The sequence below is a fragment of the Nocardia sp. NPDC050630 genome (genome assembly GCF_044457245.1).
In the GTDB taxonomy this organism is placed as follows: Bacteria; Actinomycetota; Actinomycetes; order Mycobacteriales; family Mycobacteriaceae; genus Nocardia.
In genome coordinates this window covers 280,822-300,178 of the sequence record NZ_JBITGN010000010.1, presented here as the reverse complement: position 1 = coordinate 300,178, position 19,357 = coordinate 280,822, and the positions used below count along the sequence as shown (strand labels likewise).

Here is a 19,357-nt window from a genome sequence, read left to right as displayed (position 1 = left end):
TTCGCCGACCCGACACCATCGAATCCCGCACGACCGAATCCGTTGGCAACTCACCCGCGGCCACGGCTGACAAGAGTTCCCGGACGCTCACTAAGACGATTTCGGGTACAGCTGCGGTGAGATCGGCCCACATCGGCCGCAGGCGGCGGCAGTATCGGCCGGAGCGGTCCCATCCGATGTGGGTGAGCAGGGTGCTGATCAGCGGCACCGTGAGCACGGCGGGAGCGCCGACGGCCGAGAGAAGGAAACCGCTCCATGCTTTCCAGTGCATCTCGGGATCGAATGACGGTTGGCCTGTGATGAGACCGATGATGGTCCCGACCGGGTATACGACCGCTACGATCCCCAGGCCCACCGCGGTGCCCAGGACCGCTGTGTGCAGTGCACGTTCCTGCCAGGCGGTATCGCCTGCGGCGTGTATCTCGCGCACGCATACCCGGCCGACGAGCAGGGCCGTAGCGCCGAGCGGAAGGGAAAAAGCGGCCCAGACCACGACAGCCGGACAGCCCAGGGTTTGGTCGATCAACTGGTCGGCGCGGCGGGCGGGCGTCCCAGCGATCAGGATGACGGTGATGGCGGTGATCGTGACGAGGTAATAGCGCCACTGCCGGCGCCATGTGTGGGCGGGATCGGCGCCTGCCCACAACATGGCAACGCCGTAGACATGCGAGATGCACAACACGGTTGCTCCCAGCGAGAGCTGTCGGGCGATGTTCACCACGTCGCTGTCGTCACCGGGCAGCAGCCAGGCCAGTGAGTGTTGGAACCATGCGTCCCGCAACAAGTGTTCGGAGAGCGCGGCGGCGAGCCCGCGGTTGATGAGCCGGTCGACGAGGCTGTCCCGCAACAGCCACCACCGACCGGCGAGCACCAACGCGATACCTGTCAGGACGGGCCAGGTGATCAGACCCGGGATCGGGGAGGTCATCTCATCGATGCCGGTTTCGGAAGAACGTCGATCGGAACCGGCTCGCCGACCGCTTCGGCAGCATCGCTTCCACCAGCAGCAGGTCGGCGAAGGTTTCGGCGGCTAGCTCGCGCTCGCTACCGTAGTCCTGGCGCCGCAGTACGCTGCGGATGGTTTCCAGCGACAGCGAGGGCATCAATTCGCGCAACGGCAGATCAGCCGCGGCGCCAGCGGGACCGCTCGCGGTCCCGTGGCCGAGCAGCATGTGACCGATCTCGTGGGCGATGATGTGATCGGCATGCCATTCGGAGTCGGCTCCGTACATGATCACGTCATCGCCTTCCCGGGCAATCCACAGGCCACTTCCGGTGCCGCATCCGTTTGCCGAGAGTGCGCCGACGTCGATCGGGCACAACGTGATCGGCCGTCCGCGGTACTCGGCGACCCGCGCGATGTATTCCGTTATGTCCCATGGGTAGGGGATCGGTACCAGGCGACCCAGTTCCTCGAATCGCGCGGCGAGATCCTCCATTACGCCTTCCCTCGTTGATCACGTCACCCATGCCGATATTGCGGTGAGCGTAGTCGTTCATGGAGCATTGCCGCGAACGTGGCCCGGCGCTTCCGTCGGCACCACGAAAACTGTTGGTGCACGGGCAAAGCCGGGCCGCACACCAGATCCCGCACCAGTGAATCTCTGGCGGGTTCAGCGCTGCTGATCCGGGTCGCGTGATCGTCGAACCGCCGGGCGTCCCGAATCCTCGAGGTAGGCGACGATGGCATTGGTGAGTCCACGCCGAGCCTTGTCGAGGTCGGAGTAGGTGCCGAGTTGGCGTTCGGAGTTGATGCCGCGCATGGCGCCTGGGATCAGCGCTGCGATCTCCTCCACGCGGTCGGGGTCAACACCTAGGTCCGCGAAGGCGTTTTGGCAGGTTCGAAGCCACCCATGGCCCCAGGATGCGAGTTCGGCGGCGGTGCGCGGGTACAGCCTTTCGAGTTCGGTGTGATCGCGCGGCAACGCGGCACGCAGGTTCTCGATCGCCCGGGAGTCGGGAGAGGTGAGTCCGGCGTAGAGGGTGTCGATGATGCTGGCGACTCGCTGATGAAGTGGTGCCGCGGTATCGGTGAAGGTGAGCATTTCGGCTCGCCGCTCGGCGGTGTAGTGCAGCACGGCGGCCCAGAGCCCGTCGTTATCGCCGAACTGATATTTGACCGCACCCCAGGTGGCGCCGATCTCGCGGGCGATCTTGCTGGCCGATACCGCGCCGGGGCCTCCGGTTGCCAGCGATCGCACCGCCGCTTTCAGCATGTTCTCCCGGGTGGCATCGCCACGTCGATTCGTGCGTCGCGCATAGCCATCCCGGTCGGTCACTTTCCAGATGTTAGCTGGTGACGCGCACCCGGCCCGGTCCGAATCCCTGCCGAATGAACCGCTTTTCATATTTTCACAGCACCCACTGTGATAATTTCACAGCGGTCACTGTGATCTGTTGGGAGAGGACACCGAGATGGCGAAGCCACCGCTATCGATGAAGCCGACGGGATGGTTCCAAGTCGCGTGGTCGGCCGAGATCGGCGCTGGCGCGGTCCGGCGGATGACCTACTTCGGCCAGGAGTTGGTGGCGTGGCGGGCGCAATCGGGCCTGCTGACGGTGATGGATGCGTACTGCGAGCACCTGGGCGCTCATCTCGGTTTCGGCGGTCACGTCGAGGGCGATGTCATCGAGTGCCCATTTCATGGCTGGCAGTGGAACCACGAGGGCCGCAATGTCTGCATTCCGTATGAGAAACATCCCAACCGGGGCAGACGCATCCGCACCTATCCGGTCGTCGAGCGCAACGATTCGGTCTACATCTGGCACGACGTCGCCGGTCGCTCACCCTATTTCGATGTGCCCGACGTATTCGCCGGATTCGGCGACGACAGCGGCCCGGCCGACTACTACCCATCGGCCACCCTGTTCCGGGAGCGACTGGAACTGCATCCGCAGTACGTGCTCGAAAACGGTGTCGACTTCGCACATTTCAAGTTCGTGCACCAAACGCCGATCGTGCCGGTATTCACCCGGCACGACTTCGACGAACCGGTGTCCTACGTCGACTTCACCATCACCTTCGAAGGTGACGACGGACAGTCCATCGAGGATGTCAACAGTGGCGTCGAGGCGATCAATGGCGGACTCGGCATCGCGGTGACCAAGAGTTGGGGCATGATCGACAACCGGACCATCACGGCGGTCACCCCGGTCGACGACGGCACCTGCGATGTTCGCTTCAGCGTGTACATCGGCCGTCGGCCGAGCTCCGATCCGGCGCAGGCCGAGCGTAGAGCCCAGGCGTTCGCCCAGGAGGTCATTCGCCAGTTCACCCAGGACGTGAATATCTGGCAGCACCAGCGCTACTCGGATCCACCGGCACTGTCCGGAAGTGAGTACCAGGGTTTCCACGCCATCCGCACCTGGGCCGAGCAGTTCTATCCAACGCACGAAAGCAGGCTTCGATGAACACGCCAACCAAGGCGCCGATCCGGGTCTTCCAGGTCGCCACCGGCAATGTCGGAACCGAAATGATCAAACGAATCGGCAACCATCCCGATCTCGAACTCGTCGGATTGCATTGCTACACACCGGAGAAGATCGGCCGCGACGCCGGCGAGATCGCCGGTCTGGCGCCGAACGGCGTCATCGCGACCGGCTCGGTGGAGCAGATCATCGCCGCCGCACCCGACGTGCTCACCTTCCACGGCGTATTCCCCGACGAGGACCTCTATGTACAGGTGCTCGAAGCGGGCATCGACATCGTCACTACTGCGGACTGGATCACCGGTTGGCATCGCGACACCAACCATCCGCATCCGTCGGGTAAGCCGGTGACGCAGCTGCTGAGCGAGGCGTGCGCGAAGGGCGGCTCGACCTTTTACGGCACCGGCATGAATCCGGGACTGAATCAGATCCTCGGCGTGGTGTGCTCTGCTGACGTCGCCGATATCGAGAGCATCATCACCCTCGAATCCGTGGACGTCTCGTGCCACCACTCGAAGCAGACCTGGATCGAGGTCGGCTACGGGTTACCGGTCGAGGATCCGAGCATTCCGGGCAGGCTGGAGAAGTACACCAGTGTCTTCGCCGACAGCGTCCTGATGATGGCCGATTGCTTCGGGCTGGAACTCGACGGGGTCGAGTTCACCTATGAACTCGGTGCCTGCACCAAGGATGTCGATCTGGGTTGGTATCGACTACCGAAGGGCTCGCTCGGTGGTAACCACATCAAGTACCAGGGCATGGTCGACGGTGTCGCGAGGATCGAGACGCATCTGCAGTGGCAGATGACCCCGCACACCGACCCGAGCTGGAATATCAAGGGCTGCTACATAACTCAGATCAAGGGCGATCCGTGCGTCTACAACAAGCATATGGTTCTCCCGAAGCCCGGCGTCGACCTCTCGAATCCGGACAACTTCGCCTCGATCGGCATGACCGTCACCGGATTGCCCGCACTCAATGCGATAGCGTCCGTGGTTGCCGCTCCGCCGGGACTATTGACCAGTGCGGATCTCCCGCTGCGCGGGTTCGCTGGTCGTTTCAAGAACTAGGAAACGGGGCGCGCCCACTCATTTCCCTTCTCAACTTATAACGCACCCGGGGGCTTGCGGCAAGACCCGGGTCGTACCGCAGAATCGCTGGCCGAGGCCAGAACCTGCGGAGATGGGAAGTAACCGAATGCATGTGACCGACACCGATGTGATCATCGTGGGTGCGGGCCCGACGGGGCTGATGCTGGCCGCCGAATTGCGACTGGCCGGAGTGCGGCCGCTGGTATTGGAGCGGAAGTCGCAGCCCCGAGACATCCCGAAGGCCGGTGGTATCGGCGGGCAGATCCTGGAATTGCTGCGCTATCGCGGCCTGCTGGAACGCTGCGAAGCGGCCAACACCGATCCGATCCCGGCTCCCCGCTTTCCGTTCGGCGGTGTGCACGTCGACTTGACGCACCTGTCGGATCCACCGTTGCACGCGCTGCCGCTCGCACAGCATCGACTCGAGCGAGTGCTCGCCGAACGGGTCCGCGAACTCGGCGCGGACGTTCGCCGCGGACACGAAGTGATCGCGGTGAGCCAGGACGATGCCACGGTGACCGCCGAGGTGCGCGGGCCGGACGGGGCGTACCAGGTGACCGCCCGATACCTGGTGGGCTGCGACGGTGGACGCAGCCGAATCCGCGATATCGCGGGCATCGCATTTCCGGGCACCACATATCCGGAGGTCAACCGACTGGTTCAGGTCGCGGTGCACGATTCGGTGACCGTGCTCGACAACGGCGATCTCGATGTCCCCGGATTCGGCAGGATCCGTGCGGGTTTCACGCAAACAGAGCGCGGTATGTTCGCCAACGGGTCGACCACTCCCGGACTGCTCGGTCTGTTCACCGCTGAGGACGAGTCCACCGAGTACGACGACGACGAACCGATGACCCTGACCGAGTTCCAGGACAGTGTCCGCCGGGTGCTCGGCGCGGATCTGCCACTGGGAGAGCCGATTCGGCTGTCGCGCTTCACCTTCAAGGACCGATTGGCCGAACGCTACCGCGCCGGGCGGATCCTGCTGGCCGGCGATGCGGCCCACTTGTTCCCGGCCACGGGGGTGGCGATCAACGCGGGCATGCTCGATACGGTCAACCTGGCCTGGAAACTGGCCGCCGATATCGACGGCTGGGGACCAGCGGGCCTGCTCGAGACCTATCACGACGAACGTCACCTGGCGGGCGCGCGGACCCTGCTACACACTCGGGCGCAGGTGGCACTGCGGCGCGGTAAAGACCCGGCCGCCGAAGCGCTTCGGCAGGTCTTCCAGGAACTGCTTCTCGACGAGCAGCCATTGCGCCGCGTTGGAGCCATGATCGCGGGCACCGACATCCGCTATCGGCTAACAAACCCCAACGAACACGCCTTGACCGGCACATTCGCACCCGACCTTCCGCTATATACCGACCAGGGCGCAACCAGCGTCGCGGAACTCATGCACACCGCACGGCCCATCCTGCTCGTCCTCGCCGACCGGCCGGAGCTGTGCGCGATCGCCCGAGAGTGGCAACACCGCATCGAAATCCGCACCGCCCGAACCGATCACCGTCCAGCCGACGCCCTGCTGATTCGCCCCGACGCTCATATCGCGTGGGCGGCAACCATTGACGAGTCCATCGATACCGCCGCGCCGGCGCTGCGAGAAGCGCTCTCGAACTGGTTCGGCGCACCCTCGAGAACACCGGTGCCCGCCGATCAGCTCGGCTGATCGGCCGTTGTCCCGCACCACTTCTCCCGCTTTGCGACCTGGTGGGAGAAGTGATGACGCGCCAAGGGGATCCCGGCGCGCCGGACCGTAGACACGCGGTCTGCTGAGCGCGATTGCACTGTGGGAGTGCGGGTTTTCCTGTGCTCGATGTCGGTGGCGGAGGTTTCGGAGACACTTCACCAGCGCCGCACCGATGTGCCGTCGGCGATGGCTCCGACGGCGTACGAAGTGGACGCTAGGTGAACAAATGGTATCGCAATAGTGTTGCCACGCAACAATAGTTGCGTCATGCTGAGGGTATGGCCAGACGGTCGAAGAGGCGGCCGGTCCGGCCGAGGTGGGGATCCGAGGATCCGAAGGGGTGCTGTCCGCGCCCCGTCTTGTCTCATGCAATTCGTTGGCGACGGCGCCTCGGCTGGGTGCTGGCCGTCAGCTTCGTGCTGTTCGTCTTTCCTGGGCTCCTCGGAGCGGTCGCCAATGCGCAGTACCTGGCCGCGGCGACGGGCGGCGGTGTCTCCGAAATCGACGGCCTCAGCTGGATGCACATCCACGATTCGTACGGGGTTCCGCTGGCGAACTACGCCTTCGCGACGGACCACGGCGGCGTGCTGGATCCGGGGTCGACGATCCTCTGGGCCATCCTCGGCTTCGAATTCATCGGCTATATCGCCATCGTGACGACCGCTATCTGGTTGATCGGCAATGCGCTGAGCTTCCAGTGGCTCAATATGTTCGGCTCGGCACTGACCGGCGTCGCGGACCGGCTGACCGGTCAGATCGCGACGCCGATGCTGCTGATCACCGCGGCGACGATCGGTGCCTTCTGCGTCGCCTGGTTCTGGTTGCGTGGCTATCACGCCAAGGCGATGCTGCAGATCGTCACGATGCTGGGTGTCGCGGTGCTCGGGCCGGTATTCCTGGCAGAGCCGCTGGGCGATGTGCTGTCCTCGGACGGATTGCTCGCCAAGGGTAGGGATCTCGGAATTTCGGTGGCGGCCGGGCTCAACGGCAACAACAACCCGAATCCGAACCAACTGGTGACGACCATGCAGCGCGATCTGGCGGACAACTTCGCCCGCCGCCCGGTGCAAGTGTGGAATTTCGGGCATGTGGTCGACGAGCAACCGGCCTGCCGGTCGGCCTGGTCCGCGGGGATGACCGCGGGCGACGACGAACGGGTCCGCAAGGGCATGCAGAGCTGCGGTGATTCCGCCGCCTACGCCAAGGCCCAGAATCCGAGCATGGGTCAGGTCGGCACCGGCCTGATGCTGTTGATCTGCGGCGGCATTCTGTTGGTCTTCGCGGTGGTGCTCGGCATCCGGGTCATCAAGGCGGCCCTGGACGCGATCTACCACGGGTTCATGTCGATATTCGGTTTCGCCGCAGGCGGATTCGTCTACGGACCGACGCAGACCTTTCTGATCCGCAATATCGTCGATGGCTTTGTCGCGGCGGGCCGGATGACCGCCTACACCATCTTCCTCGGCATCTACGTGCTGTTCATGGGCAATCTGTTCGCGCAGGCGAAGGGGCAGACCATGGCGGTGATCGTCATTGCGGGCACCGTCGAGATCGTCGCCATCTCCCAGCTCAAACGCCTGAACCGCAGCCTCACCCGGGGCAACGACTGGATCGCCAACCGGTTCGCGCTCGCCGTGCAGGGGTCCGGAGCGCGCCCCGGCGGTGGAGGTGGCGGGGGATCGGCACTCGGTATGGGTGATGCTCGGGCTGGCGGTTCGATGCACGGCGGGCTGATGTCCGGATTGGGCATGCTCAACACGATCAATGCGTCGCCCGCGACCGCGTGGCTCCTCGGGGCCACGGTCGGCCCGTTGAACCCGCTGTCGCGCAGGAAGAAGGGGATGGATCTCAACAACATCGCCGTCTCGCCGATGGTGCGGCAATTGCACGAGTACAACCACGCTGGTCGCGGGAACTGGCGGGTCAAGGCCGCCGGGCGGTTGACCGGAATAGACGGCGGAATCAGGTCCGCTCTCGGCGTCCAAAATGTTCTGGATGGTCTGGGTGACAGCAAGGTCCCGGACGCGATGATCGCTCCGATTCTGCTGGCGATGGGTGCGAACGATCAGCAGGTGATCGATGCCCAGCGCGCACTGGCCGTCCAGAAGGCCAGCATGAAAGACTTCAACCCGAACGGCTTCGCGCCCTTACAGAAGGCCCTCGCTGCGGGGTATGCGGTGGAGAACCATCAAGGTGTCGCCGCGCTGCCGGCCTTCGCTGGGCAGGCTGTGGTCGCGGCGGACAACTTCGTACGGCACTCCACTGCGCCGATGAACCATGTAGATCCCAATCACGCGTTTGTGCGACGGGTCCTGAACAGCGACGAACATCAGCTCAGAACCATCACCCCGGACGAATGGCGCAACGCTGGGCGCGATGTTCGCCAATACATCGGACGGCAACTGGCGCTCGACCACCAGACGGCGGCCACGAACTACTACCATCACCAGGACGACCCGATTCTTCTTCAGGCGTTGCAGCAGTCGACCCGGCGTCTGGCCAACTTCAACAACTTCGATCCGAATGGCGGACCCAACCCATGGTCTTCGTAGGCGGGTGGGTGGGCAGGCCGACAATACTCGCCGATCGGTGAGGTGCTGGCCCGGCTGCGCCATTCAGTCGCGGCACGGGACACAAGGTTGCGGTCATTGACACCGGCGTGAACATGCATCCGCGCCTGCCCGCGCTCGGAGCCGGGCGGCGACTACGTTTCCGAAAGTGACGGGTCGACCATGCGCACAGTTCGATGGCCTCACCGATGGGGCTGGTCAACGATCCGTGGTCGGGTTCTGGATGCGGAACCTGATCTTATGGCGCAAGGGGACCCGCTCGCATAGCCCCGAAAACTGGTAGAAACCTGTGGGTTGAACGTGATTGCCCGGGGGCACTAGAACCAGACGGGCCGTCAGTTATGGTGACGGCCTATCGTTCGAGTACCCGAATGATCGCGAGGCTCACCGTGCGGGACAGCGCTCCCACCACCTATCAGGAACTACGCGCCCTCCTGCAGCAGCGCTTACCGGAACTGGCCGAGGGCCAACAGCGCATTGCCAGGCTGGTATTGGACGATCCGGAAGGAACCGCATTCCGCAGCATCGGGCAGAGCGCCGAACTCGCGGGGGTGCACCGTTCCTCGCTGGTGCGCTTCGCGACCATGCTCGGTCTGCCCGGCTATCCGGGCCTGGTCGAACTCTGCCGCAGACAACTCGCCGCCGAGGCGTATCTGGTGCGTAGACCCGCCGACGCACCGCCGCCGAGCTCGAACGACGAGTTCTTCACCGCGATAACCGAGTACGACGCCACCAATATGTCCCGTACCTTCGCGCGAATCGATCGCGGCGACTGGGACCGGGCGGTGGAGACGCTCGCACATGCCTCGGGTGTGCACGTCATCGGGCTGCGGCGCTGCCTCGCGATCGCCTACGCCGCCACCTACCAGCTGCAGATGGTGCGTCATCGGGTGCGCCAGCTCGGGGCGACCGCCCGGCTGCTGACCGACGAGCTGCGCGATATCGAACCCGGCGACGCACTCCTCGCGGTATCGATCCGGCGCTACAGCAGTGATACCGTGCGCGCGGTCGAGGCGGCGCGCCGCCGTGGCGCCACCACCATCGCCCTCACCGATGACGCGTCCTCCCCGCTGGCCCGCATCGCCGACGTGACCTTCTACGTCGGAACCGGATCCCTCACCGTGCTGCGCTCGCTCACCGCCTTCACCGGACTGGTGCACGCCCTGGTCACCGCCGTCGCGCTGCGCCTGGAATCCGTCGGCGCCGATACCGACATCCTCGACGATCAATTGCTCGAGTAGCCGCGTCGTTTGCCGGTGCCGTCCTCGGGTACCGCTTGGATATGACGCCAAGCCATGATCTCCGGGAGCTCGGATTGCCCGAGACGATCTCGGTGGCGCTGTTCGACCTCGACGGTGTATTGACCGATACCGCGGCGGTGCATCGGCGGGCGTGGAAGGCGGTCTTCGACGAATTCCTGGCCGGTCGCAGCCCCGGTCCGTTCCACCCGTTCACCGAATCGGACTATCTGGGCTATGTGGACGGCCGCTCGCGGGCGGACGGTATCCGCGAGTTCCTGAAGTCGCGGGGGATCACGCTAGCGGAGGGGGAACCGGATGCGGCCGACGGGGAGCCGACCGTACAGGGACTCGGAAATCGGAAGAATCGGCTGTTCCTATCGTTCCTCGAACGCGACGGCGTACATGTCTATCCGGGCTCACTGGCCTATTTGAACGCGACGCGAGCGGCCGGATTGCGGACGGGGGTGGTGACCGCATCGGCGAATGCCCATGAGGTGTTGGCGGTCGCGGATCTGACCCGGTTCGTCGATGTGTGCATCGACGGAGTCGAAATCGCCAGCCGCGGTCTGCGCGGCAAACCCGCCCCGGACGCATTTCTCGCGGCCGCCCAGGCGCTGGACGTCAAGCCGGAACAGGCGGCGGCGTTCGAGGATGCCATCGCCGGGGTGACAGCCGGTCGGGCCGGTGACTTCGGATATGTGGTCGGCGTCGATCGAGTGCGCGATGGCACGCAGGCCGAGGCATTGCGCCGGGCCGGGGCGGATGTGGTCGTCACCGATTTGGCCGAGCTCGGGCCACCGCCATGACCACCGACTGCCATGGCTTCGAGATCGCGCCATGGCACCTGCGTTGGTGCGGACTGGATCTCGAGGCATTGCACCGAACCGAGTCGATCTTCGCGCTCTCCAACGGACACCTCGGGCTGCGCGGCACTTTCGAGGAGGGCGAGCCGGTCGGCAAGCCGGGCACCTATCTCAACGGGTTCTACGAGAAACGCCAATTGCCATACGCCGAGGCGGGATATGGCTATCCGGAGGAGGGCCAGACCGTCGTCAATGTGACCGACGGGAAAATCATCCGGCTGCTCGTGGAGGACGAGCCGATGGATATGCGTTACGGCGAGGCCGTCGAACACGAACGGGTGCTGGACTTTCGTTCGGGTACGTTGCGGCGCGACACGGTCTGGAACTCGCCGACGGGTCGGCGCGTGCGCATCCGCTCGGAGCGACTGGTGTCGTTCACCGAACGCAGTCTGGCCGCGATCCGCTACGAGGTCGAACCGCTCGACGACGATCTCGAGTTGGTCATCCAATCGGATCTACTTGCCAATGAACCGGTTCCGACCCCGCACGGTGATCCCCGACTCGCCGCCGCGCTGGAGAACCCTTTGGTGGCGGACTTCTGCACTGCAGGTGATTTCTCGGCGGTACTCGTCCACCACACCCGGCGATCCGGGTTGCGCATGGCCGCGGCCATGGACCACGAACTCGAGGTCGACGCGCCGCCACGGTGCAGTGTGCACGCCGAGGAGGATATGGCCCGCTTGACGATCGCGGTCGATGTCGCCAAGGGCGAGCGCGTGCGATTGACGAAATATCTAGCCTACGGATGGTCGAGTCGGCGCTCGGTACCGGCGCTGCGAGCTCAGGTCGAGGCGGCGTTGGCCGCGGGTCTCGAGACCGGCTGGGATACCTTGCTGGCCCGCCAGCGTGCGTATCTGGACAACTTCTGGTCCACCGCCGATATCGAGATCGACGGAGATCCGGAACTGCAGCAAGCCGTCCGATTCGCGCTGTTTCATGTCCTGCAGGCGGGCGCACGCGGTGAGACCCGCGCGATACCGTCCAAGGGGCTGACCGGGCCTGGCTATGACGGCCATTCATTTTGGGATACCGAGACTTTCGTATTGCCGGTGTTGACCTACACGGTGCCGGTGGCCGCGGGTGACGCATTGCGTTGGCGCCACGCCACCCTCGATCGGGCCCGCCAGCGCGCACACGAACTCGGCCACACCGGCGCGATGTTCCCGTGGCGCTCGATCAATGGCGACGAGGGTTCCGGCTACTGGCCGACCGGCACTGCCGCGGTGCACGTCAATGCCGATATCGCCGACGCGGTGGTCCGATATCTCGGCGCGACCGGTGATGAGCATTTCGAAAGAGGATGCGGTGTCGAGCTTTTGGTGGAGACCGCCCGCTCGTGGGTGAGCCAGGGGCACTACGACACAGCTGGTAACTTCCGGATCGACGGCGTGACAGGTCCGGATGAATACTCCGCACTCGCCGATAACAACATCTATACCAATCTGATGGCACAGCGGAACCTCGATGAAGCCGCCGAAGCCTGTGCGCGCCAGCCGGATATCGCCGAGCGGTTGGATGTCGACGCCGAGGAGATCCGCGGCTGGCGCGACCGCGCCAAATGTATATTCCTGCCGTATAACGAGGAACTCGGGGTGCACGAGCAATCCGAGGGTTTCACCGACCATGCACGCTGGGACTTCGCCGCGACGCCGCCGGAGAAGTATCCGCTGATGCTGTATTACCCGTACTTCGATCTGTATCGTAAACAGGTCGTCAAACAGGCGGACCTGACCTTGGCAATGTACTTGTGCCCCAACGCTTTCACTCCCGAGCAGAATGCGCGCAACTTCGACTATTACGAGGCATTGACCGTCCGCGATTCGTCGCTGTCGGCCGCTGGCCAGTCCGTCATGGCCGCCGAGGTAGGCCACCTCTCGCGCGCCTTCGACTATTTCGCCGAGGCCGCATTGACCGACCTGCACGATCTGCATCACAATGTCGCCAACGGGCTGCATATGGCCTCACTTGCCGGAGCTTGGCTGTGCTGCGTCTTCGGGTTCGGCGGCATGCGCGACCACGGTGGTGAATTATGTTTCGCACCACGACTTCCCGCGAATATCTCGCGCTTGGTCTTCCGAATCATTTGGCGCGGCAGTGGTATAGCCGTCGAGATCACCGGTGATTCAGCGACTTATCGACTGCTGTCCGGAGATTCGGTGGTCCTGCGCCACCACGGTCGCGATACGACGCTCGGCAATGTCGCGGTCACATTGCCGATCCCGCGGCAATCCGATCGACCCGGGCCATTGCTACCCCGGGGGCGGGCGCCATATCGGCGGGGGTAGCGGTACGAAGGAGCGGGCATGCCATCGTTCACCGAATCCGAGTACTGGTTGGGCCGACTGGTCTTCCAGCACGGTCTGGCCGCTATCTATCTGGTCGCCTTCGTGGCGGCGGCGCGGCAATTTCGAGCACTCATCGGCGCGAAGGGGATGTTGCCGGTGCCCAGATTCGTCCGGCGGGTGGAATTTCGCCAGGCTCCCAGTATTTTCCATTTCCACTATTCGGATCGGTTCTTCGCTTCGGTCGCCTGGTCCGGTGCGGCGCTGTCGGCCGCGGTGGTGGCCGGTGTGTTGAACCTGGTGCCGCTGTGGGTCGCGATGCTGCTGTGGGCGGTGCTGTGGGCGCTGTACCTGTCGATCGTGAATGTGGGGCAGGCGTGGTACGCGTTCGGGTGGGAATCGCTGCTGCTGGAGGCCGGATTCCTGGCAATCTTCCTCGGCAATGACCGGGTCGCGCCGCCGGTGCTGGTGTTGTGGTTGGCGCGGTGGCTGCTATTCCGGGTGGAGTTCGGCGCCGGTCTGATCAAGATGCGTGGCGATTCCTGCTGGCGCGATCTGACCTGTCTGTATTACCACCACGAGACCCAGCCGATGCCCGGCCCGCTGAGCTGGTTCTTCCATCGCTTGCCCAAACCGCTGCATCGAGTGGAGGTGGCGGCCAATCATTTCGCCCAACTCGTCGTACCCTGGGGACTTTTCGCACCGCAGCCGGTGGCGAGCATGGCCGCCGCGTTCATTATCGTCACGCAACTGTGGCTGGTGCTCTCCGGCAATTTCGCCTGGTTGAACTGGGTGACGATTGTGTTGGCCAGCACCGTGATCGATATGTCCTCGGCACAAGCGGTTCTGCCCGTACCGGACCCGCCGTCCATGCCCGCGGCATCGCCGTGGTTCGCGGGTCTGGTGATCGCGTGCACCGTCGTGGTGCTGTTCCTGAGCTACTGGCCCGCCCGCAATCTGGTTTCGCGCCAGCAGCGCATGAATGCGTCCTTCAACCCATTGCACCTGGTCAACACCTATGGTGCGTTCGGCAGTATCGGCCGAACCCGCGAGGAGGTGGTGTTCGAGGGGACCGACGAAGCGGAGATCACCGACCGGACACTGTGGCGGGAGTACGAGTTCAAGGGTAAGCCGGGGGATCCGCGTCGATGGCCACGGCAATGGGCCCCTTACCACCTCAGGCTGGACTGGCTGATGTGGTTCGCCGCGATCTCCCCGTCCTACGCCCGCGGCTGGCTGCTCGGCTTCGTCGAACGACTGCTGCGCAACGACCCCGCGACCCTGCGACTACTACGCCGCTGTCCCTTCCGCGATACTCCGCCGACCTACGTGCGGGCGCGAATCTATCTGTACCGCTTCGCAACTCGCGCCGAACTCCAGCACGAGCACACATTGTGGCGCCGCACCCTGGTCGGCGAGTATCTCCCGCCGATGGCGTTGGGTCAGTAGTAACTGCGTCCGGCCGGGCCGCCGGAGACCGACCAGACCTCGGTGATGAGGCCATCGGCGATGCGCAGGATATCGGTGCCGCTCACATCGACCTGCTCGCCATCCGGTCCGGTCAACGCCGCACCGTACGGCCGTGCCACGAATCCCGTTCGGGTGTCGTCTATTTCGACGACCGGCTCGCCCTGCGGTATGAATCGGATCCCGGGACGCTGCTCGTGGAATTCGGCGATCTTGGCGGCGAAGGTCCGGGGGTCGTGGATATCGTCGTAGTCGCTGGCACCGGGCTGGGCATAGCGGAGAGTGAATTCTGGGGCCATGATCTTGTCCGCGAGCCCCAGATCGCCGTTCCACATCGCGGTCCATTCGTCGAACAGGGTGATGCCGAAGTCGCGCATCGTCGCTCCTCAATAGTCTCATTGATACGGTCTCGATGACATTAATCTATAGTCTCAGTGAGACGGTGTCAATGAGATGGAGAAGGCATGGCGGATCTCGGGCCGCAGGACCACATCGTGCTCGGGCTCATCGCCCGGCACGGACCCCTCACGCCCTACGAGTTGAAGGCCAGGCTCGAGGAGAGTGTCGACTACTTCTGGCCCGTGCCGCACGCCCAGCTGTATCGTATTCCCGTGCGCTTGGCCGAGCAGGGGCTGCTCGAAGAGGAGGCCGAGCAGGGCGGGCGGCGGCGTCGACTCTTCCATCTGACCGATGCGGGTCGGGCAGAATTGAAGCGCTGGCTCGCCGATCCACAGAGTCCGCCCGCCGAGACCCGCGACCCGGCACAGCTCAAGCTCTTCTTCGCGGATCTCGGCGCTCCTGGCGATGTGGTCGCCCTGGCGAATAGCGAGGCAGGAGAACACCGTCGGCTGCTCGAGTCGTATCGATCGCTGTACGCCGATATCGACCCGAGCGACAAGGTGCGCGCGGTGTCGCGTGCGCGCATCCTGCGGCTCGGCATCCTGCACGAACAGGCCTATGTCGAGTTCTGGGAAGACCTCGCCGCCGACCCCGAATACCGGGACCGGCGGCGCACGTAGTCAGCCGCGGCGGGCGCGCTTGACGAAACGGACACTGAGGGCGATCAGCGGGGTGAAGAAGATCATCGACAGGACCGGCGAAAGCCAGGCCATGGTGTGTATGGGCAGTTGGTAGGCCAGCAGGATGCGGACGGTGGCTTCGGCGACGAGGCCGACGCCCCAGGCCATCGCCAGGGTGTTGAAGCCGCGGCGCTTGGTCGGGTTCGCTCGGTAGGACGCCTCGAATTCGGCGAGCTCGACCGGTCCGGTGGCCGCGAGTGCCTTGCGTGCGGACAGGTAGGTCAGCGGTTTACCGACCACGGTGCTGATCAGGAAGGCGATACCGACGATCGCGGTGCCCGCGGAATCCTTGACGATCATCATCCGGGGGTCGCCGCTGATCAGCGAACCGAGCAGACCGAAGGCGAAGACGCCGAGCATGATCGCGGCGAACGGTTCGAGGCGCCGCGTTCGGATCGTCTCGGTGAGCAGCACCGCACCCGAGAACAGGGTGCCGGCGAGCAGGCCGGTGAAGTCGCTGTAGCCGAGGCCGGTCAGCAGGAAGTACGCGCCGATGGGCACCGCGATATCGCGGGCGATCGGGGCGATTACGCGGATCGGGTTGAAGCGCGGCGCCGCGGTCGGCTCCGCCTCGGACGGTGCGATGGTCGTCATTACGGGTGCTCCTGGCTGGTGAAATCGGCTGTGCACTACGTGAAATGACGTTACGGCTCGGCGGTGGGCGACAAATCTGCCAACCATCACGGGTCCGGCATGACAACTGTCATGCCCGACGGAATTGCCGGATCGGTCTGCCCGCGAGCATGCGCACGAAGAGTGCGGCAAAACGCAAGTGGCTCAGTGCCTCTCGCCTAGTGAAGGCGACCGACCATACCGTTCTCGTGCCCGCCGCGGGCAGTGGGCGGTTGTCGAATCGATCCGCCACCCAGTTCATGGTGGCCGGTGCGCCGATGAACAGCAGCGGCAAATGCAGGCTGAGGCGGTCGCGCAGATAGCGGACGTGCGCGCCCCGGACCGTATAGCGGGCAACGTGTTGATCGATATCGTCGACGGCGATGAGCTCGTCATTGATGCCCTGGATGACGAGCAACGGCATGACCGGCGCCTGCACGCCGGGACGGATCTCGGCCATGATCTGCTGCAAGCCGGGTTCGGCGAGCAGATCGGCGAAGGTGCGGTGGCTGTAGTCGTCGACGTTCTTGCCCATCAACCGGAACAGCAGATGCAGTGTGGTCCGCGTTTCGGCATCGCTGAGCAGATCGAGGAATTCGGACTTCACATGGGCGCGCAGGATACGATCCAGATCCGCGTAGGCCCGGCGCAATCCGGCCACGCACACCGTCGCGAAACCCGCGAAGAAGGTGCCGTTCAACCGCGCGAAGGCCGAACCGGGATCGCCGACCGGTGAGCCGGCGACCGCGCCGACGATATCGAGTTCCGGTGCGTATTCGGCGGCCAGTTCCGCGGTCCACGCCGTGGCGAGGCCGCCGCCCGAATAACCCCACAGCGCAATGGGAGTCGCCTCGCTCAGGCCGAGTGGTGCGAAGCGCAGGCTCGCACGGATGGCGTCGAGGGATCGGTAACCGGGTTCGCGCGGCACCCCGAAATGTCCGGCCAGCCCGCCGTGGTCGGGCACCGAGATCGCCCAGCCGCGGGCCAGTGCATAGGTGATGACGGGCAGTTCGACCTGCGGAATCGAGCCGAGTGCCCGCGCGCCGCGCCGCAACGCGTACGAGGGCAGACATTTCGAGCTGACGCCGTCGATGGCGCATTGGAACGAGACCAGCGGTCGTGGTTCGCGCGGGTCGGCACCCCATGGCAGTAGCACCGTGGTCACCGCGGCCTCGGCGGTGCCGTGCAGGTTGCTGGTGCGGTACAGCAGCTGCCACGCCGAAAACTTCAGTGGCACACGGCCGAACAGGGCGAGCTCGACCTCGCGTGTCCGCAGGATGGTGCCGCGGGCGAAGCGTGCGAATCCGGCGGGTGGACGATAGAACCGATCCAGTTCCGGTTGCAGTGGTCGAGTCGAACGATACATTTCGGCAACCGGGTGCGCCGATTCCCATCCGGCGTCGGCCTGCACGCTCATTCCGCAACATCCTTTCGAGGCGCACCGGCACGGTGTTCTATTTGAAATGACGCCGGAATACCGATACTCAACGTAGCAATTCGGGGGTGGAAAAATAATTGTTCCGAAACACAATTGAGCCGGGTGTTTTTCTCCGACGCGCGGTGTTGACGGTGACCGTCGTCACCCGGTAGCGCGGTGGAATGCGCAGGTGAGCAGGGTCATGTCGAGCTGGCCTGTCACTGCACGCGGAAGAGAAGAATCCACGGAAATTTTGTCTTCGGAGACAAAAACCGGGCGGTTGCGAGATTTATCGGAAAATGGTTTCGTTGGGTAACGTGCAAGTCATGCCCGTGGTCCTACCCCCGTTGTCCGGAGACGCACCGATTATCGCCCGACTGGTTCGTCGGTTACCCGAAATCGCTGAACGCATGCTCGAGGCGGGCTTCGGGTCGACGCCCCCGACCGCGGGTCTGCCGGATGGACATTTCACCGCCGAGGTGCTGCCCGCGATCGCCGGATGCGGACAGGCCTTCCTGCGTGCGATCCAGGAGCAGCGGGTCTTCACCGGAACGGAGGTGATCGAATTCGTCGGTCCGGTGGCCGAGCGGCATGCCGAGGACCGAATTCCCTTGGGGCTGTTGATGCATGCGGTACACGGATCCGGTCAGGTGATCGTGCAGGAGGCGGCGGCGGTGGCCACGCCGGAGGACATGCCCGATCTGATCGCCTTCGGTGCTCGCCTGCTCGATCTGCTGCGCGATATCAACGTCGCCGTGGTGGAGGCCTATACCGATGTGGAGCAGTCGATCTACCACGCCGAACGCGAGGCGCGCCGGGCGCTGTGTTCGGCGCTGTTGCGTGGCCAGTCCGCGGAGGAACTGGCGGCACGCGCGGATGTCGTTCTCGCGGAGCGGTATACAGTGCTCGCCATTCATATCCCTCCGGACGACCACCCGATCGTGGTCGCCGATCTGCTCACCCGCCGCCGAATCCGGGTGTTGCAGCGGGCATTGGACGGGATTGCCGGAACCAAGGCCTTGAGCACATTCGACGGCACGATCGGAATTGCGCTGCTGCCCAGTGGGTCTGATTCCACGGAGTACGAGCGGCTGGCCGCGGAACTCACCGAACAGTTCGGGGTCGATGTCTTCCTCGCCGAACGTCGCGCGGTCGAGCGGAATCTGCTGCCTCATGCGGTGCAGGAGGCGACCGATCTGGCCGAACTGGCCCGCCTGCTCAACCGGCCCAGCGGGCTGTACGACCTGGATGATCTGCTGCTCGAGTACCAGTTGACCCGGCCGGGTCCGGCCCGGGACCGGCTTGCCGACCGTATTGCCCCGCTGCTGTTGCGCCCGCACCTGTTCGAGGCGCTGGAGGCGCATCTGCGGCACGGGTCCGATCGCAAGGCAGCCGCGGCGCAGGTGCACGTGCATCCCAACACCTTCAGCTATCGGCTCAAGCGTATCGCCGAGCTCACCGGTATTGATCCGAGCGAGCCCAATGGTTCGCGGTTACTGGCGGCGGCGCTCACGGTGCATCGGTTCTATCCGGTGGGTGAGGCCGCGGAGGTCGTCGAGGGGGACTGATTGGCGGGATGAACCGTGTACCGCCCTGATCCGTGAGGTGAGGCA

16 protein-coding genes are annotated in these 19,357 nt (G+C 64.6%); 10 read left to right on the top strand and 6 right to left on the bottom strand.

The window, feature by feature from the left end:
• The 3 genes from ACIBG0_RS25555 to ACIBG0_RS25545 form a co-directional block, all read right to left on the bottom strand.
• Positions 1-928: DUF6545 domain-containing protein (locus ACIBG0_RS25555; RefSeq protein ID WP_397035489.1), on the bottom strand; the 928-nt coding region annotated here is incomplete at its 3' end.
• Position 929: 1 nt separating this feature from the next.
• Positions 930-1,439: a hypothetical protein gene (locus ACIBG0_RS25550; RefSeq protein ID WP_397035488.1), complete on the bottom strand. Its 510-nt coding sequence runs from the start codon at positions 1,437-1,439 to the stop codon at positions 930-932.
• Between the two features lie 174 nt (positions 1,440-1,613).
• Complete coding sequence (locus ACIBG0_RS25545; RefSeq protein WP_397035498.1) at positions 1,614-2,216, bottom strand: TetR/AcrR family transcriptional regulator; 603 nt, start codon at positions 2,214-2,216, stop codon at positions 1,614-1,616.
• Positions 2,217-2,415: 199 nt separating this feature from the next.
• On the opposite strand from ACIBG0_RS25545, the gene ACIBG0_RS25540 reads away from it, so the two are divergent.
• The 8 genes from ACIBG0_RS25540 (at position 2,416) to ACIBG0_RS25505 (ending at position 14,618) form a co-directional block, all read left to right on the top strand.
• On the top strand, positions 2,416-3,411 hold the full coding sequence (locus tag ACIBG0_RS25540; RefSeq protein ID WP_397035487.1) for a Rieske 2Fe-2S domain-containing protein: 996 nt from the start codon (positions 2,416-2,418) through the stop codon (positions 3,409-3,411).
• Positions 3,408-4,499, top strand: coding sequence for a dihydrodipicolinate reductase (locus tag ACIBG0_RS25535; RefSeq protein WP_397035486.1), 1,092 nt, complete (start codon positions 3,408-3,410; stop codon positions 4,497-4,499). The genes ACIBG0_RS25540 and ACIBG0_RS25535 overlap by 4 nt, the downstream gene beginning before the upstream one ends.
• Positions 4,500-4,611: 112 nt before the next feature.
• A complete protein-coding gene (locus ACIBG0_RS25530; protein WP_397035485.1) occupies positions 4,612-6,192 on the top strand; it encodes an FAD-dependent monooxygenase in 1,581 nt (526 codons plus the stop codon).
• A gap of 419 nt (positions 6,193-6,611) precedes the next feature.
• Positions 6,612-8,765, top strand: a complete 2,154-nt coding sequence (locus ACIBG0_RS25525) for a hypothetical protein (protein ID WP_397035484.1) — start codon at positions 6,612-6,614, stop codon at positions 8,763-8,765.
• A 389-nt stretch (positions 8,766-9,154) separates the two neighbouring features.
• Positions 9,155-10,024 (top strand): MurR/RpiR family transcriptional regulator, encoded by an 870-nt coding sequence (locus ACIBG0_RS25520; protein ID WP_397035483.1) that lies wholly within the window; start codon positions 9,155-9,157, stop codon positions 10,022-10,024.
• A gap of 41 nt (positions 10,025-10,065) precedes the next feature.
• Positions 10,066-10,830 carry an HAD family hydrolase gene (locus tag ACIBG0_RS25515; protein WP_397035482.1) on the top strand — a complete coding sequence of 255 codons (765 nt, stop codon included), beginning with the start codon at positions 10,066-10,068 and terminating at the stop codon, positions 10,828-10,830.
• The gene (locus ACIBG0_RS25510; RefSeq protein ID WP_397035481.1) at positions 10,827-13,172 is read left to right on the top strand and encodes a glycoside hydrolase family 65 protein; all 2,346 of its coding nucleotides are present in this window, start codon (positions 10,827-10,829) and stop codon (positions 13,170-13,172) included. Before ACIBG0_RS25515 ends, ACIBG0_RS25510 begins: the two co-directional genes overlap by 4 nt.
• Positions 13,173-13,190: 18 nt before the next feature.
• Entirely contained in the window at positions 13,191-14,618 is a 1,428-nt protein-coding gene (locus ACIBG0_RS25505) for a lipase maturation factor family protein (protein ID WP_397035480.1), read from the top strand.
• On the opposite strand, the gene ACIBG0_RS25500 is transcribed toward ACIBG0_RS25505, so the two are convergent.
• Entirely contained in the window at positions 14,612-15,013 is a 402-nt protein-coding gene (locus ACIBG0_RS25500; protein ID WP_397035479.1) for a nuclear transport factor 2 family protein, read from the bottom strand. The genes ACIBG0_RS25505 and ACIBG0_RS25500 overlap by 7 nt on opposite strands.
• Positions 15,014-15,100: 87 nt before the next feature.
• On the opposite strand from ACIBG0_RS25500, the gene ACIBG0_RS25495 reads away from it, so the two are divergent.
• Entirely contained in the window at positions 15,101-15,655 is a 555-nt protein-coding gene (locus tag ACIBG0_RS25495) for a PadR family transcriptional regulator (protein ID WP_397035478.1), read from the top strand.
• Here the strand turns inward: ACIBG0_RS25495 and ACIBG0_RS25490 are convergent, their stop codons facing one another.
• Complete coding sequence (locus ACIBG0_RS25490; RefSeq protein ID WP_397035477.1) at positions 15,656-16,309, bottom strand: VC0807 family protein; 654 nt, start codon at positions 16,307-16,309, stop codon at positions 15,656-15,658.
• 109 nt (positions 16,310-16,418) lie between these two features.
• Complete coding sequence (locus tag ACIBG0_RS25485) at positions 16,419-17,744, bottom strand: lipase family protein (protein ID WP_397035476.1); 1,326 nt, start codon at positions 17,742-17,744, stop codon at positions 16,419-16,421.
• 326 nt (positions 17,745-18,070) lie between these two features.
• Here ACIBG0_RS25485 and ACIBG0_RS25480 point away from each other — a divergent pair, with 326 nt between their 5' ends.
• Positions 18,071-19,312: a PucR family transcriptional regulator gene (locus ACIBG0_RS25480; RefSeq protein ID WP_397035475.1), complete on the top strand. Its 1,242-nt coding sequence runs from the start codon at positions 18,071-18,073 to the stop codon at positions 19,310-19,312.
• The last annotated feature ends 45 nt before the right edge of the window (positions 19,313-19,357 follow it).

What these genes read in the sequence shown, in the direction of transcription:
- ACIBG0_RS25505 (WP_397035480.1), top strand. Translation starts at nt 13,191, where the DNA reads ATGCCATCGTTCACCGAATCCGAGTACTGGTTGGGCCGACTGGTCTTC.
- ACIBG0_RS25520 (WP_397035483.1), top strand. Translation starts at nt 9,155, where the DNA reads ATGATCGCGAGGCTCACCGTGCGGGACAGCGCTCCCACCACCTATCAG.
- ACIBG0_RS25540 (WP_397035487.1), top strand. Translation starts at nt 2,416, where the DNA reads ATGGCGAAGCCACCGCTATCGATGAAGCCGACGGGATGGTTCCAAGTC.
- ACIBG0_RS25485 (WP_397035476.1), bottom strand. Translation starts at nt 17,744, where the DNA reads ATGAGCGTGCAGGCCGACGCCGGATGGGAATCGGCGCACCCGGTTGCC.
- ACIBG0_RS25495 (WP_397035478.1), top strand. Translation starts at nt 15,101, where the DNA reads ATGGCGGATCTCGGGCCGCAGGACCACATCGTGCTCGGGCTCATCGCC.
- ACIBG0_RS25530 (WP_397035485.1), top strand. Translation starts at nt 4,612, where the DNA reads ATGGGAAGTAACCGAATGCATGTGACCGACACCGATGTGATCATCGTG.
- ACIBG0_RS25535 (WP_397035486.1), top strand. Translation starts at nt 3,408, where the DNA reads ATGAACACGCCAACCAAGGCGCCGATCCGGGTCTTCCAGGTCGCCACC.
- ACIBG0_RS25510 (WP_397035481.1), top strand. Translation starts at nt 10,827, where the DNA reads ATGACCACCGACTGCCATGGCTTCGAGATCGCGCCATGGCACCTGCGT.
- ACIBG0_RS25480 (WP_397035475.1), top strand. Translation starts at nt 18,071, where the DNA reads ATGCCCGTGGTCCTACCCCCGTTGTCCGGAGACGCACCGATTATCGCC.
- ACIBG0_RS25490 (WP_397035477.1), bottom strand. Translation starts at nt 16,309, where the DNA reads ATGACGACCATCGCACCGTCCGAGGCGGAGCCGACCGCGGCGCCGCGC.
- ACIBG0_RS25545 (WP_397035498.1), bottom strand. Translation starts at nt 2,216, where the DNA reads ATGCTGAAAGCGGCGGTGCGATCGCTGGCAACCGGAGGCCCCGGCGCG.
- ACIBG0_RS25550 (WP_397035488.1), bottom strand. Translation starts at nt 1,439, where the DNA reads ATGGAGGATCTCGCCGCGCGATTCGAGGAACTGGGTCGCCTGGTACCG.
- ACIBG0_RS25515 (WP_397035482.1), top strand. Translation starts at nt 10,066, where the DNA reads ATGACGCCAAGCCATGATCTCCGGGAGCTCGGATTGCCCGAGACGATC.
- ACIBG0_RS25500 (WP_397035479.1), bottom strand. Translation starts at nt 15,013, where the DNA reads ATGCGCGACTTCGGCATCACCCTGTTCGACGAATGGACCGCGATGTGG.